The organism is Parapedobacter defluvii, assembly GCF_014642075.1.
In the GTDB taxonomy this organism is placed as follows: domain Bacteria; phylum Bacteroidota; class Bacteroidia; order Sphingobacteriales; family Sphingobacteriaceae; genus Parapedobacter; species Parapedobacter defluvii.
Genome location: NZ_BMIK01000035.1, coordinates 1 through 16,519, shown reverse-complemented (window position 1 = coordinate 16,519; position 16,519 = coordinate 1). Strand labels below are relative to the sequence as shown.

17 protein-coding genes are annotated in these 16,519 nt (G+C 45.3%); 11 read left to right on the top strand and 6 right to left on the bottom strand.

The genetic code is table 11. From position 1 onward, the window contains the following. Positions 1-91: 91 nt before the first annotated feature. The gene (locus tag IEX60_RS24215; RefSeq protein ID WP_188753986.1) at positions 92-1,117 is read right to left on the bottom strand and encodes a cytochrome d ubiquinol oxidase subunit II; all 1,026 of its coding nucleotides are present in this window, start codon (positions 1,115-1,117) and stop codon (positions 92-94) included. A 7-nt stretch (positions 1,118-1,124) separates the two neighbouring features. Then, positions 1,125-2,459 (bottom strand): cytochrome ubiquinol oxidase subunit I, encoded by a 1,335-nt coding sequence (locus IEX60_RS24210; protein ID WP_188753985.1) that lies wholly within the window; start codon positions 2,457-2,459, stop codon positions 1,125-1,127. Between the two features lie 312 nt (positions 2,460-2,771). Here IEX60_RS24210 and IEX60_RS24205 point away from each other — a divergent pair, with 312 nt between their 5' ends. Further along, the gene (locus IEX60_RS24205; RefSeq protein ID WP_188753984.1) at positions 2,772-3,950 is read left to right on the top strand and encodes a sensor histidine kinase; all 1,179 of its coding nucleotides are present in this window, start codon (positions 2,772-2,774) and stop codon (positions 3,948-3,950) included. A gap of 20 nt (positions 3,951-3,970) precedes the next feature. Here IEX60_RS24205 and IEX60_RS24200 read toward each other — a convergent pair whose 3' ends face one another. Beyond that, a complete protein-coding gene (locus IEX60_RS24200) occupies positions 3,971-4,576 on the bottom strand; it encodes a C40 family peptidase (RefSeq protein ID WP_188753983.1) in 606 nt (201 codons plus the stop codon). A 76-nt stretch (positions 4,577-4,652) separates the two neighbouring features. Between IEX60_RS24200 and yihA the strand changes: the two genes are divergently transcribed. The 5 genes from yihA (at position 4,653) to cmk (ending at position 9,787) form a co-directional block, all read left to right on the top strand. Then, on the top strand, positions 4,653-5,267 hold the full coding sequence (yihA, locus tag IEX60_RS24195) for a ribosome biogenesis GTP-binding protein YihA/YsxC (protein ID WP_188753982.1): 615 nt from the start codon (positions 4,653-4,655) through the stop codon (positions 5,265-5,267). Then, positions 5,264-6,112, top strand: coding sequence for a UbiA-like polyprenyltransferase (locus IEX60_RS24190; protein WP_188753981.1), 849 nt, complete (start codon positions 5,264-5,266; stop codon positions 6,110-6,112). The genes yihA and IEX60_RS24190 overlap by 4 nt, the downstream gene beginning before the upstream one ends. 217 nt (positions 6,113-6,329) lie before the next feature. Further along, positions 6,330-8,651: a type I DNA topoisomerase gene (gene topA / locus IEX60_RS24185; RefSeq protein WP_188753980.1), complete on the top strand. Its 2,322-nt coding sequence runs from the start codon at positions 6,330-6,332 to the stop codon at positions 8,649-8,651. Positions 8,652-8,704: 53 nt separating this feature from the next. Further along, a complete protein-coding gene (locus IEX60_RS24180) occupies positions 8,705-9,118 on the top strand; it encodes a hypothetical protein (protein WP_188753979.1) in 414 nt (137 codons plus the stop codon). A 6-nt stretch (positions 9,119-9,124) separates the two neighbouring features. Beyond that, positions 9,125-9,787: a (d)CMP kinase gene (gene cmk / locus IEX60_RS24175; protein WP_188753978.1), complete on the top strand. Its 663-nt coding sequence runs from the start codon at positions 9,125-9,127 to the stop codon at positions 9,785-9,787. Here the strand turns inward: cmk and IEX60_RS24170 are convergent. The 3 genes from IEX60_RS24170 to IEX60_RS24160 form a co-directional block, all read right to left on the bottom strand. Continuing rightward, positions 9,782-10,984 carry a pyridoxal phosphate-dependent aminotransferase gene (locus tag IEX60_RS24170; RefSeq protein WP_188753977.1) on the bottom strand — a complete coding sequence of 401 codons (1,203 nt, stop codon included), beginning with the start codon at positions 10,982-10,984 and terminating at the stop codon, positions 9,782-9,784. The genes cmk and IEX60_RS24170 overlap by 6 nt on opposite strands. A gap of 108 nt (positions 10,985-11,092) precedes the next feature. After that, positions 11,093-11,476: a DUF1573 domain-containing protein gene (locus IEX60_RS24165; RefSeq protein WP_188753976.1), complete on the bottom strand. Its 384-nt coding sequence runs from the start codon at positions 11,474-11,476 to the stop codon at positions 11,093-11,095. A gap of 163 nt (positions 11,477-11,639) precedes the next feature. Next, positions 11,640-12,263, bottom strand: coding sequence for a 7-carboxy-7-deazaguanine synthase QueE (locus tag IEX60_RS24160; protein WP_188753975.1), 624 nt, complete (start codon positions 12,261-12,263; stop codon positions 11,640-11,642). A 166-nt stretch (positions 12,264-12,429) separates the two neighbouring features. Here IEX60_RS24160 and IEX60_RS24155 point away from each other — a divergent pair, with 166 nt between their 5' ends. From IEX60_RS24155 to rplT, 5 genes are all read left to right on the top strand, one after another. Next, on the top strand, positions 12,430-13,104 hold the full coding sequence (locus IEX60_RS24155) for a hypothetical protein (protein WP_229717776.1): 675 nt from the start codon (positions 12,430-12,432) through the stop codon (positions 13,102-13,104). Positions 13,105-13,207: 103 nt separating this feature from the next. Then, positions 13,208-15,133: a threonine--tRNA ligase gene (gene thrS, locus IEX60_RS24150; RefSeq protein WP_188753973.1), complete on the top strand. Its 1,926-nt coding sequence runs from the start codon at positions 13,208-13,210 to the stop codon at positions 15,131-15,133. A gap of 13 nt (positions 15,134-15,146) precedes the next feature. Continuing rightward, a complete protein-coding gene (gene infC, locus IEX60_RS24145; protein ID WP_188753972.1) occupies positions 15,147-15,716 on the top strand; it encodes a translation initiation factor IF-3 in 570 nt (189 codons plus the stop codon). A gap of 32 nt (positions 15,717-15,748) precedes the next feature. Then, the gene (gene rpmI, locus IEX60_RS24140; protein WP_188753971.1) at positions 15,749-15,949 is read left to right on the top strand and encodes a 50S ribosomal protein L35; all 201 of its coding nucleotides are present in this window, start codon (positions 15,749-15,751) and stop codon (positions 15,947-15,949) included. Positions 15,950-16,061: 112 nt separating this feature from the next. Further along, positions 16,062-16,406: a 50S ribosomal protein L20 gene (gene rplT / locus IEX60_RS24135; RefSeq protein ID WP_090629378.1), complete on the top strand. Its 345-nt coding sequence runs from the start codon at positions 16,062-16,064 to the stop codon at positions 16,404-16,406. Positions 16,407-16,519: the final 113 nt, after the last annotated feature.

Below are 16,519 nucleotides of genomic sequence, written 5' to 3'. Positions count from 1 at the left end.
CCTAAAAAGAGGCAACGCGCTGCCCTGGATGACGATTTCCGAAGCATCCTGCTCGCCGCGTATTTTTAAAAGCGATTTCCCTGACCGTTTGTTATGTGTCATATTTGTCGGTTTGTGCCGGCCTATTCCCAAATACGCGCATCAGATAAAATAAAAAGGGAAGTATCAGCACGCTCCCCAAAAGTAATGCCCAAGCGAGCGCACGGATTGTTTTCTCATCACCTGCATGATCAAGTAATGACAGCCCTTGGCCATTCTTAAAGAGCACCAATTCCGGATAGTGTTGGTAAGTAGCAGCCAACAGAATCATGACCACCTGAAAGCCGGCCAGTATCCGTGATACGACGGCTTTTCTTTTTCTGAATGCTAGGAATGTCAGCACCAAGGACACCGTAGCCAAACCAATCGCTAATTGACCGATAGCACCGCTGAATATCCATTCAATCAATGGTATCTTTGAATAAACGGCCGCCAGGAAAACCAAAGCCCCGGTTACTACGACAAAGTAAATAAACCGTTTGGCAATGCGGATGGCCAAGGTTTGATCCGTTTCTTGGGCTATCGTCCCAATGGCATACGTCGAAGCTAAATATCCGCAGATGGCGGTCGTAAATAGTCCGATAGCACCCCCAAACCAAGTAAGCCAACTTCCTATATAGGCTGAAAAAAAGTCGCCTGCTTGCGGGTCAATGGTGCGGGACACGGTCGCTGCAGCAATAACACCTAGAAAAAATGGTGTCACTACACTTGACCACATAAAAATACGGGCATAAAGCGTTTGCCAGTGATCGTCCACCGCGTCATAGTTTCGGAATACAAACGCGGTGCCACGGGCGATGATACCCAAAAGCATAGCTACTAACGGAATGTGCATAAATGTAGACATCGTGGTATAGATTTTGGGAAAGCCTACAAAGAGGATAACAATGGCGATGATGAGCCACATGTGGTTAGCCTCCCAGATAGGGCCGATGGCACGGGTCATAACCGTCCGTACTTGCAATTTATAGCGACGTGGTACAACCAGCTCAACGATGCCGGCGCCAAAATCCGCGCCTCCCAAGAGTAAGTATAGACAAATGGAAGTCCAGAGAAAAACGATAACAACAAATATCATAGGAATGTCAATCAGTCTGTTGATAAGCAGGATCGGTCACATCGTATAGTTTACCGACCATTTTTATTTGACGGTACAGTAAGAAACCAACAATGGCCGATAAAGAGATAAAAACTGCGGTGAATAAATAAAATGAATACACAATGCCCGGCATCGGTGTCACAGCATCAGCGGTACGCATAACACCGTGGATTATCCAGGGTTGGCGGCCTACTTCGGTTACTACCCATCCGGCCTCAACAGCAATGTATCCGAGCGGCGTGGCAATTACGAATAAGCGTAGCAACCAATTGCTTTCCAGCCATTTTTTTCGTTTGGTGAGCGCAATGAAATATAGGAAGGCAAGCAGCACCAGCGACATGCCAATTGCTACCATCACTTGAAATGCATAGTGAGTGATGGCTACGGGCGGCCAGTTTTCCCGGGGAATATCTTTTAATCCGGTAACGGGCTTTGTGACATCGCCATGTGCGAGAAAACTCAGCATGCCTGGTAGTTTGACCGCATATTTGACCGTTTCCGTGGTTTCGTCGGGTATACCCCCAATAAGCAGCGGTGCATTGGCTTGCGTCTCAAAATGTGCCTCCATTGCCGCCAACTTGGCCGGTTGCCGGGAAGCTATGTCTTTAGCCGAAATATCTCCGCTGATGGGTTGCAAGACGGCTGCAAAGCAGGCTGATAGTGCTGAAATTCGGAATGCCGCACGGTGAAACACAAGGTTCTTACGTTTGAGTATCATTAACGCATGTATCCCCGATACGGCGAATCCAGTGGCTACAAAAGCTGCTAATGCCATATGCAATGCCTGGGAAAACCAGGCATCGTTAAACATCGCCTGAATCGGATCGATATTAACATACTGGCCATCGATGAAATCAAATCCGGCAGGACTATTCATCCATGCGTTGGCAGCCACCACCAAAATGCCCGAGGCCAGTCCGCTGAGACCGACAATTACTCCTGTGGTCCAGTGGAACCAGGGTTTGAGGCGATCCCATCCGTACAAGAAAAACCCTAATGCAATGGCCTCAATAAAGAAAGCAGTGCCTTCCAATGAAAAGGGCATCCCAAATATAGGACCGGCATGTTCCATGAAAGTTGGCCAAAGTAATCCCAGCTCAAACGAAAGCATCGTACCTGATACGGCACCTGTGGCAAAGAGGATAGCTACCCCCTTGCTCCATGCTTTGGTCAGTCCTTTGTAAACCGCGTTTCCCGTACGTAGATATATAAAATGTGCAATGGCCATAAAAAATGGCATCACCATACCAATGCAGGAAAATACGATATGAAATCCGAGTGACATGGCCATTTGGGACCGGGCAGCAATAAAATCGTCCATGTTATCAAAAACCTATTTACGTGTTTAAAGGTATCAGTTTTGGTTCATAAGTATTGCTGTTGTTAGTATATACACTGTTTTACTTGTAATTTATATACTATCTAAATAGAGGGTCTGTTTAAATTGGTTAACTGAGTAAATAAGAATTTTACTGAATATCTTTGCGTACATTTGCACCCTATGACCTTCGGGCTGTTTCAAAAAATCAAATTACACGCAAAACAATGGATAAGCTTCCTTATCGGTAGCCGGGCTGATCTGACCCTGGAAAACAGGATTTTTAATTCAGTTATGTTGATTGCTCTTTTTATAATGGCATTCAATATTCCATTTAACTATTTTTCCGGCTTACGGACAACCGCCTTTATTTTTGCGTTTCTTACGTTGATGATCGGCTATTTATATTATATGACCCGCTTCAAAAAGCTTGTGTCTAGCAGCATAGCCATTTCGTCATTTTTGGTGATTATGTTGTTTGCTGTCAATTACTTTTTCAGTGGGGGTATTGGCGGGGCGACGTTTCTTTCGCTGATGTTGGCGTTTATACTTATCATCATTGTGTCTCCGAGGAAATTTTATGTGTTGTGGGTCGTTTTTAGCTTATTGGTGGCATTAGGCTTGTTATGGGCGGAATATTACTATCCCGATATCATCTATGTCTCTTACCCGGATAGAAAGGCACTTTTTGTTGATATCGCCTTTACGTATGGGACAAGTATCGTGGTTAGCTTTCTCAGTATATTTTATCTAAAAGAAGCATACAATGCAGAAAAAAAATCCGCAGATCAAAAGGCGGTTGAATTGACGCGGCTAAATGAAGAAAAGCTGAAACTCTTTTCCATAATTTCCCATGATTTGCAGGCCCCCCTTTCTTCCCTGCACAGTTACATACGGTTAATAGCAAATGACCGGTTTAATGCGGACGAACGGAAGCAGGTGGAACGCGGGCTGGCAAACGCACTCCACGGTACGCAGGAAATGCTTTCCAATATGCTGGTGTGGTCTCAAAATCAATTGCGTGGAACGCACGTGGCTTTACTGCCCAATAACATACAAGAGGTGCTGACTCCTGTCATTGATATTCAGAAAATCTATGCGTATCAAAAGGGGATCGAATTGGAAACCAGTATCGACGCCTCGCTGAATGCGTTGGTAGACCGCGATATGCTGCAACTCATCGTGCGGAATCTAATTAATAATGCAATCAAATTTACACCGCCTGGTGGTCGTATCCGTGTATCTGCCTCACGATCCGGAACTTTTTGTGAGATCACTGTAGCCGATAATGGGATTGGAATACCTGAGGAACAACAGGCAGCGTTGTTCTCCCTAAAAACACGTTCTACCTACGGTACCAATAATGAGCGGGGGATCGGACTGGGATTGTTTCTGTGTAAGGAATATGCAAAAGAACAGAATGGCGCGTTGTCATTTGAAAGCGAGCTTGGTAAGGGTACGCAATTTTACCTTCGCTTGCCTTTAATCGTGTGAGTAAGCCGGTCCGGGGAAAATTAATTTATACTGCCCGCCCTTGTGAAATACTTGTAATACCATGAATCATGCAGATCACTGATGATGACTCCTTTGCTGGTAGATACATGAACAAATTTATTGTTATGAAGGTAAATACCGACATGGTCTATTTCCCTGCGGCTAAAGGAGAAAAATACGAGATCGCCTTCCTTTAGTTGCCGTTCATATTTACGTTTAATTTGATCGGCCATGTCCTTCGATACACGGGGCACCGACTTGCCATAGACATCGCGCATGACCATGCCCACAAAAGCGGAACAATCCAATCCCCCACGATCTGCTCCCCCCGAGCGATGGGGCGTGCCCATCCATTCATCAATGTAGCGATATAACGCAGTTGTCTGCAATTGATCTGCTTGGACACCCAATACCTGGGCATATCCCTCTAGCAGTTTGCTCCCAGCGTGTATGTCTTTGGGAGACGTCGTGGCGTCGGTAATAATTGTGCCCTTTGCTTTCTTTTTATAAGTGGTTGAGGGAGTGGTCCGATCAGGCGGAAGCGCGTTTTTGCGGGTGAGACACCCGCTTAGTAAAAAGATGGATAACGAGAGGCATGCCAACAACGGCACATGACGATATTTCATGGTCTCCTATTATAAGAATTGCGAGCTAATTTATGTAATTATAGCCAAAAATCGCCCAATCTTTTACCTTTGCATCATGATCGTCAAAACGGCAATATTTGTAAGCAGCAACAACCGGGTGGATAAATTACCCGCAGCTAGGTTACCTGAATATGCGTTTATAGGCCGTTCCAATGTGGGGAAATCTTCATTGATCAACGCGCTTACGGGAAATCGGAACTTGGCCAAGACTTCGCAGACACCGGGAAAAACGCAGTTAATCAATCACTTTTTGATCAATGATGCGTGGTATCTGGTAGATCTGCCTGGATACGGTTTTGCCAAAGTTTCCAAATCCAGCAGAGCTACATGGGAAAAATTTATTCGTCGTTATTTATTGTTGCGAGAAAACCTGCAATGTGTGTTTGTACTGATTGATAGTCGGCATGAACCCCAGCGGATTGACCTGGATTTCTGCTATTGGCTGGGTGAAAACCGCATCCCTTTTATGTTGGTCTTCACCAAAGCTGATAAGCTGTCGGCCTTAAAATCCCAATCTCATATCGAAAAGTTCCGTAACGCATTACTGCAGTGGTTTGAAGAGGTGCCGGCCCATTTTCTAACATCGGCGGAAAACCGGTTGGGTTGTGACGAGTTGTTGGCAGCCATTGATGAGATTAATACTAACTTTGACTCCACCGAGGTATCATGAAGAAATACTTTTCCCTTGTACTTTTTGCCCATAGTATCTTTGCACTCCCATTTGCCATCATTGGTTTTTTTCTCGCCATCCATACAACAGCGTATGAATTTGACGGATTGAAACTAGCACTGATGCTGGCCTGCATGGTGTTTGCGCGCAATGCAGCCATGGCATTTAACCGGTACCTGGACCGTGATATCGATGCCATCAATCCGCGTACGGCAATGCGTGACATCCCGGCGGGAAAGATCAGTCCTTCACAGGCATTGACCTTTACCATTGTCAACTGCGTCCTGTTTGTTGGAACCACCTGGTTTATCAATCCGATTTGCTTTTACCTGTCGCCGGTGGCATTGGCGGTTATTCTTGGGTACAGTTATATGAAGCGCATTACTCCCCTTTGCCACCTCGTTTTGGGGTTAGGGCTTGGTTTAGCACCCATTGGGGCTTACCTCGTGGTTACGGGTGTGTTTCATATCGTTCCGATTTTCTATTCGCTGGCGGTTCTGTTTTGGGTGGGCGGTTTCGATATTATCTATGCCCTGCAGGATGAGGAATTTGACCGCGAACATCAACTTAGTTCCATTCCTGCATGGTTAGGCAAGCGGGGAGCGTTGCGTGTTTCTGAGATTTTCCATGTGCTGTCTGCTATTTTTGTGATTCTACCCTTGTTCTTCATTCCATTGGGTGGGTATTATGTAGCCGGTGTTATTTTTTATTGTGGACTCCTCATTTATCAGCATCGGATTGTGAGCCCTACGGATTTAAGTAAAGTGAACCGTGCATTTATGACGACGAATGGTATTGCTTCGGTCGTGTTTGCCTGTTTCTTCTTATTAGATATGGTTTTTTGATTTGTCATTCCCTGAATAAATCCCTTTATTTGCAAAAATCTGAAATGACGAATGGCGAAACCTGCATGAGTTGCCGCCGCAACATATATGTATACTCACGCTTCATTGCCATAAAAAACAAATTATTTTGAATGAAACCTACATAAATTACCATAAACAAAAAGATAATGAATAATTTATGTAAAATTCATCACCAATAAAAAGCAAATTATTTTGAATGAAAAACTTACTGATTGTAGAATCACCGGCGAAAGCAAAAACAATAGAAGGATATTTGGGAAAGGACTTTTTGGTCAGGTCCAGTTACGGGCATATCCGTGATTTGGTAAAGACCGATGATGCAATTGACGTCGAAAATAACTTTAAACAAAAATATGAAGTTCCGGCTGATAAAAAGGCGGTAGTCAGTGAGTTAAAGAAATTAGCTAAGGAAGCTGAGACCGTATGGCTGGCTTCCGACGAGGACCGTGAAGGAGAGGCCATTTCATGGCATTTATACGAGACATTGGGCCTTCGGGATGATCGTACGAAGCGGATCGTTTTTCATGAGATCACTAAGCCCGCTATTCTAAAGGCGATCGAAACACCCAGGGGAATCGATTTTAATTTAGTGAATGCTCAGCAGGCACGGCGGGTACTTGACCGGCTAGTCGGTTTCGAGCTTTCTCCGGTGTTGTGGAAAAAAGTCAAACCCTCCCTTTCGGCAGGAAGGGTGCAATCTGTTGCGGTTAGACTGATTGTGGATCGTGAGCGGGAGATTAACCGCTTTCAAGCAGAAGCAGCGTTCAAAATTGTTGCTATTTTCCATACGGATAACCCCAAGGAGCTTTTCAAAGCGGAGTTGCCACAACGGTTTCCGGTGCTAGCCGATGCTGAGCAATTCCTGAAGGATTGTGTAAATGCCGAGTTTGTTGTCAATAGCTTGGAAACCAAACCCTCCAAGCGTAATCCTTCCGCACCGTTTACGACTTCCACACTTCAACAGGAGGCAAGCCGTAAACTGGGTTTTTCCGTGGCACGTACCATGGCTGTCGCACAACGGCTTTACGAAGCGGGTAGAATCACCTATATGCGTACTGATTCAGTGAATCTGAGTGATACTGCACTCCTTGGAGCGGAAGAAGAGATTAAAGCTGCCTATGGAGCCAACTATCATAAGCGCCGTCAATACCGGACGAAATCGGCAGGTGCGCAAGAGGCACACGAAGCCATTCGTCCTACGTATTTCGACCGGCATACCATCGAGGGGGATAATGCAGAAAAGCGATTATATGAGTTGATATGGAAGCGAGCCATTGCTTCTCAAATGAGCGAAGCTGAATTCGAGAAGACGACTGCAAAGATTGGCATCTCCACACGAAACGAAGAGCTGGTAGCTAACGGGGAAGTGATGCGGTTTGATGGTTTCTTAAAAGTGTATTTTGAGTCGACCGACGAAGAGCAGGAGGTGAATCTGGATAACGACGGGGATAATACATTGCTTCCTCCGCTGCAGCGGAATCAACGAGTTCAATTACGGACAATGACGGCCACGGAGCGTTTTTCTCGCCCGCCTGCTCGTTATACGGAAGCTAGCCTCGTTAAGAAGCTGGAAGAGTTGGGAATTGGGCGCCCCTCCACGTACGCACCTACTATTTCGACCATTCAAAATCGGGGTTATGTGGTCAAGGAAGACCGGGATGGAAAATCCAGGGATTATCGGGTACTGGAATTGCAAAATGGGCAATTGTCAACCATAATCAAAACAGAAATCACGGGAGCCGAAAAAGCAAAATTGTTTCCTACCGATATCGGGGTAGTTGTAAACGACTTTTTGGTTGAACATTTTAAAGGAATCGTTGACTTCAATTTCACGGCAAAAGTCGAGAAGGAATTTGATGAAATAGCCCAGGGGATGAAGGAATGGACGGATATGCTGCACGGATTTTATGGGCCCTTTCATTCCGAAGTCGAAACAACGATTAAGAATGCAGACCGTGCGACAAATGAACGTGAATTGGGGATAGATCCAGAATCCGGTAAGCGTGTCAGCGTACGCATCGGCAGATTTGGACCCATGGTGCAGATTGGGTCGGCAGATGATGAGGAAAAACCCCGTTTTGCAAGTTTGAGATCGGGGCAAATGATCGAAACCATCACGTTTGAGGAAGCGCTTGATTTATTTAAGCTTCCCAAGAAAATAGGGGAGTTTGAAGGCAAGGAAATGACGGTAGCCATTGGCAGATTCGGACCTTACATTCGCCACAACAATGCCTTTTATTCCTTGCCAAAAGACGTTGATCCACATGGGGTAACGACCGAAAAGGCCATTCAGATTATACAGGATAAGCGGCAACGAGACAAAGAAAAAGTAGTCAAGGTATTTGATGAGAATCCAGATGCGCGCATTGAAAACGGCCGGTGGGGTCCTTTTATCCGCTTTGGTAAGCAGAACATCAAAATACCCAAGGGCACGGAGCTACAATCTATTACGTATGCCGACGTCTTGAAATGGGCGGAAGCCGACGATAAGAAACCGAAGAAGAAAGGGAAAAAGTAACGGAAGCATCAAGGAGCTGATATCCGGTTGCTAATTGCTGATAACGGAACAAAATGAAGAAAGACCTGCCTGAAAACATAGTCAATGACATTTCGATTGCGGTGGTTCTGGAAAGTGAATCACCCACGGGGAAGGTATGGAATGTATATTTGATCAATGAAAAGAAAGTTCCTATCAAAAACGTGATGGTCAGTTCAAAAGGCTATGGCGTTAAAGATGATAAGGAGGTGAAGACATCTATTCTACGCCACTTCATCGGCGATATCGATCCTCATGATTACGCAAAGATTGAAGCAATCGACGAGCAGGTATTCGGATTGACCAATGAATACTGGCTCAGTTATTACATTGATGGGACCATTTATGATAAAAAATATATCTTTTTGCCGGAAAGTATCATCGATGATAACCTGATTAAAGTCCCGGTACTCAATAAACCCGGCGTGCTGATTGGAGGAAATAACTAATGAATAATGGCGAGGACAAACAAAATCATTGCCATTGATGGCTACTCTTCCTGCGGCAAAAGCACGTTGGCCAAGGCACTGGCAAAGGAGCTCCATTTCGTATACATAGACAGTGGAGCAATGTATCGGGCAGTGACACTGTATTTCATCCGCAACGGCATACCCATTACGGATACGGAAAAAGTGACTCAGGCGTTAGCTGTTATTCATATAGACTTCCACAATGAAAACGGAAGAACCGTCATCTTACTGAATGGCGAAGACGTATCGGAGGAAATCAGGCAGATGTATGTTTCAGACTACGTCAGTGAAGTCAGTGCCGTGAAAGCGGTGCGGTGTGCGATGGTAGCCCAGCAGCAGCAATTAGGTCAACGACGTAATATCGTGATGGATGGCCGTGACATCGGCACAACGGTGTTTCCAGATGCCGACCTGAAGATCTTTATGACTGCGGATCCAAAAGTGCGCGCCGAACGGCGCTACCTCGAATTGAAAAACAAGGGAGAGAACATTACCCTCGAAGAGGTGTTTGAAAACTTGGCTCATCGTGATTACATCGACACCACACGCGAGGAAAGCCCCTTAGTGCGTGCGGAGGATGCAATTGTGCTGGATAACACTGATCTCAATGAAGAAGAGCAGTTACAGTTTGTCATTGACCGGCTATAATCCAATCCGGCCAGGGTAGTCAACCAAGCCCCGTTCAAGACAAATCAGGGCGCGCTTCAGATCATCTCTGTTCAATACATAAGCTAGTCGGACTTCATTTTTTCCGGCTTCAGGCGTATTGTAAAAACCGCTTGCAGGAGCCATCATAACGGTTTGGTTTTCGTAGGAGAAATATTCCAGCATCCATTGACAGAATCGGTCGGCATCATCAACAGGCAGTCGGGCTACCACATAAAATGCACCTCCCGGGTTGGGGCAAAATACACCATCAATCGCATTAAGACCTGTAACCAACGTATCTCTTCTTGCAGTATATTCTTTTTTTACGGCATCAAAATAAGATTGAGGTGTATCGATGGCTGCTTCGGCGGCAATCTGTGCGACAGCCGGTGCGCTAAGCCGGGCTTGTGCAAATTTCAATACCACGTTCCAAAGTTCTTTATTCTTGGTAATCAGGCAACCCAGCCGTGCCCCGCAGGCGCTGTAGCGTTTGGAAATGGTGTCAACCACCACGGTATGCTGTTCCAGTCCGTCGAGTTGCATGGGCGACACAAACTCGCGGCCATCGTAGCAGAATTCGCGGTAGGCTTCATCCACCAGTAAGAATAAATCGTATTTCAGGCAGAGATCCCGTAGGGCTTCCATCTCTTCACGAGAATAGAGATAACCCGTTGGATTGTTTGGATTGCAGATGGCGATAGCTCTTGTTTTTGAAGTGACGGCGGCTTCAAAATCTGCAATGGGCGGAAGTGCAAACCCCTCGTCAATCCGCGAAAGTATAGGGATTACGTCGATGCCTGCTGAACGGGTAAAACTGTTGTAATTTGCATAAAAAGGCTCGGGGATAATGATTTCCTCTCCTGGGTTGACACAAGCCTGCATGGCGAAAGAGAGCGCCTCGGAGCCACCATTCGTTACCAGGATGTCATCTGCGTGGATGGCATATCCCAATTTGTTATAATAGCCCGCTAATTTATTGCGGTATGATTCTATCCCTTCCGATGGGGTATACGCCCACACTTTGAAATTAATATTCCGGACGGCATCGAGCATGATTTGGGGCGTCTCGATATCGGGTTGCCCTATATTTAGGTGATATACATGTTTACCCTCCCGCTTAGCCTTTTCGGCGTAAGGGGTGAGTTTACGGATCGGCGAAGCCGGCATTTCATCGCCTTTTATACTGATTGCAGGCATGTCACTATGTTAATTTTGACGCAATATTAAGCATAGGTTTTCATTTAATAGCAAAAAAAAACCGCTAAATCAATAGCGGTTTTTATGGACTATTTAATTATTTGTCAATTAATCAGTTACCTCACCTTTGATGTAGAGGGTCTTCACTGGTGTTTTGGTATTTGACCGCACGGTGAAATTTTTAGTAAACGGTTGTTTTGCGGCAGCGTTATACGTAACCGATATCGTTCCCGTCTCACCGGGTTTTACGGGTGTTTTGGTGAATTCTGCAACCGAGCACCCGCAAGAGGGCTTCACTTCATTAATGATGATGGGCTCTGTACCCACATTTGTAAATGTAAACACGTGAGTAACAGGTTTGCCCTGAGGTATTTTACCGAAATCATGGGTTTCTTTGTCAAACTTAAATTCAGCTTTGCTGTTTTGCTGGGCTAATGCCGCAGTACAAACAAAGGCAACCAATAAGGTACATATAGAAGCAATTTTTTTCATCGTTGTTTTTTTTGTGAGTAAATGTTCCTTCGTGATGTTAGTACAAATTTACCGTTTTGGATTGACAAGGTCAAAAAATGTTCCAAAAACAATAATATTCATAGCAGGCTGCTGTACATTTTGATTCTTTCAAGTTAGTTTTGATGCGTCTTAGCTGTGTTACCTAAGGGATATTAAGGTACTTATGGGTTTGCAACGAAATTTCCCATTTTGGGTTCTGCATCACGTAATCTACGATCAATGGCGTCATTTCTTGGGCTTTAGACCACTCGGGCTGGAGATAGAGTTTGCAGGAAGAAGGCACGAGTGCTGCATGCTTTTCTGCCCACGCAAAGTCACTCTTGTTGAATACGATGACTTTTAATTCACCCGCTGCTGCGATGACGTCCGGCAGCGGCCATTTGAATTTCTTGGGGGAAAGACAAATCCAATCCCAATGTCCGCTAAGCGGGTAAGCGCCGGAGGTTTCAATAAAAGTTTTGATACCCGCAGCCTGCAACCCCCGGGTAAGGTAATCCAGGTTGTATATCAAAGGTTCGCCACCGGTTACAACTACGGCTTTCGAGGGATGTTGTTTAGCATGTTCAATAATTGTGTCGGCTGCGGTAAGCGGATGCATCTCCGCATCCCAGCTTTCTTTCACATCGCACCAATGACATCCCACATCGCATCCCCCCAATCGGATGAAATAAGCGGCCTTACCCGTGTGATACCCTTCTCCCTGAATGGTATAAAATTCTTCCATCAGGGGGAGCCATGAGCCATCTTCGGGGATTTGGTGTGCCATACTTTTGAGGGGACAAAGATAGCAAAATTATAACGGTTTACTGTAGCGTTTTAGTGGCTCATTCCGTTATTCCGACAAGATGTTTCAAGGATTCAATCGCACTTGATTGACATTTTTAAAACTAACCTTTTTTTAGGCTTATTGCTAACTTCGCTAAGTTATGGTAATGTTTAATCATGTATTCAGGAGTCGGTTTTTGGTGTTGCTCTTACTATCAATTTCAATTTGGGCATGCAAAAAGGAGTCGGCAACCCCCTATACAGATGTGGATGATCCAGCTGTTCGCCAGTTGCTGCTTACACCCGCATCTCAACGGTATTATTGGCACGGAGATCAAAAATTGTTTTTTAATTGGAATACCGAGATGTATGTGGTCGATATCAGGGGAGGCGCAGACCAGTTGGATCCTGCGCTGGCCTCAATCGGCATAGAGGCATCTTACTATCGTCTTCAGCAGGATCCATCCGTTGCTCGTTTGATATTAGAACGGTCGTTTCTCTCAGCGCTACTATCTAAATTGGATAATGAGCTGGAGGTATTGGCGCGCTATCCGGGTATTAGGTTGGTCGACCAAAATGACGGTATTTCGTTTATCACAGATGAGATTTCCATCAAATTTAATAATGAAATGAATACGCACGATCTGATCGCATTCGCGGAAAAATATGAGATGGAGTATATTGACAGTACAAGTTATGGTAACCATCTGTTCAGATCTAGAAATCGTATGCGTACATTGAGCATAGCGAATTTCATCCAAGAACACGAACAGACGGTAGAATGGAGTAGTCCCAATTTTGTAATGTTGATCCAATTATGGGGGACCAGTGCAACGGAGTAGTATGATATCTCCCATTTCCTTCTTATCTTTGCACGCGAAACAGAAAATCACGCTTGTATCGTGATTTCGGAATTTTTTTTATAACACAAAATCATAGTTGTAGATGATTACTATTACCCTACCCGATGGTTCCCAGCGTCAGTACGCACCGGGGACCACAGCGATGGAAATCGCACAATCCATATCAGAAGGTTTGGCCCGAAACGTATTGGCGGCAGAAGTAAATGGCGAAGTGTGGGATGCGTCCCGGCCCATTGAGCAGGATGCCTCTGTGCGGCTGCTTACCTGGAATGACAAGGAAGGAAAATCGACTTTTTGGCATTCGTCAGCTCACTTGATGGCCGAAGCGCTTGAAGCGCTCTATCCTGGGACTAAGTTCGGTATCGGTCCGGCAATCGAGACCGGCTTTTACTACGACGTGGATTTTGGCGACCGCGAGTTTTCTTCCGATGACTTCAAACAGATAGAAGATAAAATGATTGAGCTTGCCCGTATCAAATCGGAATATGTGCGCAAGCCGGTGAGCAAGGCCGATGCCGAAGCTTATTTTACGGAGAAGGGCGACGAGTATAAGCTCGATCTGATCAAGGATTTGCCGGATGGAAGCATTACTTTCTATACCCAGGGAAACTTTACCGATCTGTGCCGCGGGCCGCATATCCCCAATACCGGATTTATTAAGGCGGTAAAACTGACAAACGTCGCGGGAGCGTATTGGCGGGGCGACGAAAAGCGCAAGCAGCTTACCCGTATTTATGGGGTGACATTTCCCAAAGCCGGCGAACTGGCTGACTACCTCCACATGATCGAGGAAGCGAAGAAAAGAGATCACCGTAAGTTGGGCAGGGAATTGGAGTTGTTTGCTTTCTCCGAAAAAGTAGGGTTGGGACTTCCCCTGTGGTTACCCAAAGGGGCTCGTTTACGGCAGAAACTGATCGATTTTATGCAGCGGGCGCAGATGAAGGCAGGATACGAACCGGTGGTGACACCACACATCGGGCATAAAAACCTGTATGTCACTTCAGGGCACTACGAAAAATATGGGGCAGACTCCTTCCAGCCGATCCATACACCGCAGGAAGGAGAGGAGTTCCTACTGAAGCCGATGAATTGTCCCCACCATTGTGAAATTTATAAAACCAAGCCGCGCTCTTATAAAGATTTGCCCATCCGCTATGCGGAATTCGGCACGGTATACCGTTATGAACAAAGTGGCGAACTACATGGATTGACCCGTGTACGTGGGTTTACACAGGACGATGCTCACTTGTTCTGCCGCCCCGATCAGGTAAAAGACGAGTTTAAAAAAGTAATCGACCTGGTGCTTTATGTATTTGGAGCGTTGGGATTTGAGGATTACACCGCACAGATTTCGCTGCGCGACCCCGAAAACCGGGCTAAATACATCGGCTCGGACGAAAATTGGGATCGGGCGGAAAAAGACATTATCGAAGCTGCGGAAGAAAAAGGGTTGAAGACGGTGGTGGAATACGGTGAAGCGGCATTTTACGGGCCGAAGCTCGACTTCATGGTCAAAGATGCGCTGGGCCGTAAGTGGCAATTGGGAACCATTCAAGTGGATTACAACCTGCCTGAACGATTCGAATTGGAATATACGGGCAGCGATAATTCCAAACATCGGCCCGTAATGATCCACAGAGCGCCTTTTGGTTCACTGGAACGCTTTGTGGCTGTGTTGATTGAGCATTGCGCGGGGCAGTTTCCGCTGTGGCTTGCACCTGAGCAGTTTATCATTCTTCCTGTATCCGAAAAATACGAAGAATATGCAAAAAAACTTTTGGAATCGCTCAATAATTCCGATATTCGCGGCTTGGTTGACCTACGGGACGAGAAGGTAGGTCGCAAAATCAGGGATGCAGAATTAAAGAAGATTCCCTATATGCTTGTTGTGGGTGAAAAAGAAGCCGAAAACGGCACAGTTTCTGTTCGGAAACATGGGCAGGGTGATGTTGGAACGATGAGCGTAGACGAATTCAGCGAACAGTTAATAAAAGAGATAACCGTTTAATTATTTTAGACATTTGGCATTAAATAGACCAGGATTCAGAGGCCCGAGACCTCCGTTTAAGAAAAAGGAGCCAGAGCACCGCATTAACGAAAACATCAGAGTACCTGAAGTACGTTTAGTGGGCGAGAATGTAGAACAGGGAATATACCCAACACGTAAGGCATTGGAATTAGCCGACGAATTGGAACTGGATTTAGTGGAGATTTCGCCAAATGCCAATCCTCCGGTCTGCCGGATTATCGACTACAGTAAGTTCATTTACGAGCAGAAGAAGAAGCAAAAGGAAATCAAGGCTAACGCCAAACAAACAGTCATTAAGGAAATCCGCTTCGGACCCAATACCAACGATCACGACTTTGAGTTTAAGCTCAAACATGCGATCAAGTTTTTGGAAGCAGGCGAAAAGGTGCGTGCTTATGTGCATTTCAAGGGCCGGGCAATTGTATATAAGGAGCAGGGGGAAATTCTGCTGTTGCGTTTTGCCCAGGCTTTGGAAGATTATGGTAAAGTAGAGTTGCTTCCGAAACTCGAAGGAAAGCGGATGTTTCTGACGGTTGCGCCAAAAGTGAGTGCAAAGAAATAAAATTAACAAATCGATATATAATTTAGTAGATCATGCCAAAAGTGAAAACCAATTCCAGTGCTAAAAAGCGTTTCAAGCTTACTGGAACAGGTAAGATTGCACGGAAACATGCCTTTAAAAGTCACATCCTGACCAAGAAAAGCACAAAACGTAAACGCAATCTGACGCAGACCGGTTTAGTGTCTGATGCGGATATGGGCAACGTGAAACGTATGCTTGCTATCGGCAAATAGCTGAGAAGCTATTAAAAAAAAGTGAAAATTAAAAGTTAAAAATTAGTAACCGGGTACTGGGTTGTAAGACCGTTGTAAAACACGGCACCTGCTACCAAAAAATTAAAAAATTATGCCACGTTCGGTTAACGCAGTAGCGTCAAGAAGAAGACGCAAAAAGATCCTCAAATTAGCCAAAGGTTATTATGGGGCGCGCAGCAAAGTATACACTGTTGCGAAAAATACAGTAGAAAAAGGATTGCAGTATGCTTACCGCGACCGCAAGACCAAAAAGAGGGAATTCAGGGCTTTATGGATACAACGTATCAACGCTGGTGCCCGTGAACACGGAATTTCGTATTCACAGTTAATCGGTAAGCTGAATGCAAAAAACATCGGGTTGAATCGTAAGGTATTGGCCGACCTGGCCATGAACAATCCCGAGGCATTTAAGGCCGTTGTTGATGCAGTGAAATAAAGTTTTAACCCGATATCGATTTTGTTAGAAAAAAGAGGCCGTCTCAAAAGTACCGAGACGGTTTTTTTCGTTTTTTATATTTATCGGGTCCGTTTACCGGGGATATTCTTATT

Coding starts and splice junctions, on each gene's coding strand:
- IEX60_RS24215 (WP_188753986.1), bottom strand. CDS start 1,117: ATGATATTTGTTGTTATCGTTTTTCTCTGGACTTCCATTTGTCTATAC.
- IEX60_RS24210 (WP_188753985.1), bottom strand. CDS start 2,459: ATGGACGATTTTATTGCTGCCCGGTCCCAAATGGCCATGTCACTCGGA.
- IEX60_RS24205 (WP_188753984.1), top strand. CDS start 2,772: ATGGCATTCAATATTCCATTTAACTATTTTTCCGGCTTACGGACAACC.
- IEX60_RS24200 (WP_188753983.1), bottom strand. CDS start 4,576: ATGAAATATCGTCATGTGCCGTTGTTGGCATGCCTCTCGTTATCCATC.
- yihA (WP_188753982.1), top strand. CDS start 4,653: ATGATCGTCAAAACGGCAATATTTGTAAGCAGCAACAACCGGGTGGAT.
- IEX60_RS24190 (WP_188753981.1), top strand. CDS start 5,264: ATGAAGAAATACTTTTCCCTTGTACTTTTTGCCCATAGTATCTTTGCA.
- topA (WP_188753980.1), top strand. CDS start 6,330: ATGAAAAACTTACTGATTGTAGAATCACCGGCGAAAGCAAAAACAATA.
- IEX60_RS24180 (WP_188753979.1), top strand. CDS start 8,705: ATGAAGAAAGACCTGCCTGAAAACATAGTCAATGACATTTCGATTGCG.
- cmk (WP_188753978.1), top strand. CDS start 9,125: ATGGCGAGGACAAACAAAATCATTGCCATTGATGGCTACTCTTCCTGC.
- IEX60_RS24170 (WP_188753977.1), bottom strand. CDS start 10,984: ATGCCTGCAATCAGTATAAAAGGCGATGAAATGCCGGCTTCGCCGATC.
- IEX60_RS24165 (WP_188753976.1), bottom strand. CDS start 11,476: ATGAAAAAAATTGCTTCTATATGTACCTTATTGGTTGCCTTTGTTTGT.
- IEX60_RS24160 (WP_188753975.1), bottom strand. CDS start 12,263: ATGGCACACCAAATCCCCGAAGATGGCTCATGGCTCCCCCTGATGGAA.
- IEX60_RS24155 (WP_229717776.1), top strand. CDS start 12,430: ATGTTTAATCATGTATTCAGGAGTCGGTTTTTGGTGTTGCTCTTACTA.
- thrS (WP_188753973.1), top strand. CDS start 13,208: ATGATTACTATTACCCTACCCGATGGTTCCCAGCGTCAGTACGCACCG.
- rpmI (WP_188753971.1), top strand. CDS start 15,749: ATGCCAAAAGTGAAAACCAATTCCAGTGCTAAAAAGCGTTTCAAGCTT.
- rplT (WP_090629378.1), top strand. CDS start 16,062: ATGCCACGTTCGGTTAACGCAGTAGCGTCAAGAAGAAGACGCAAAAAG.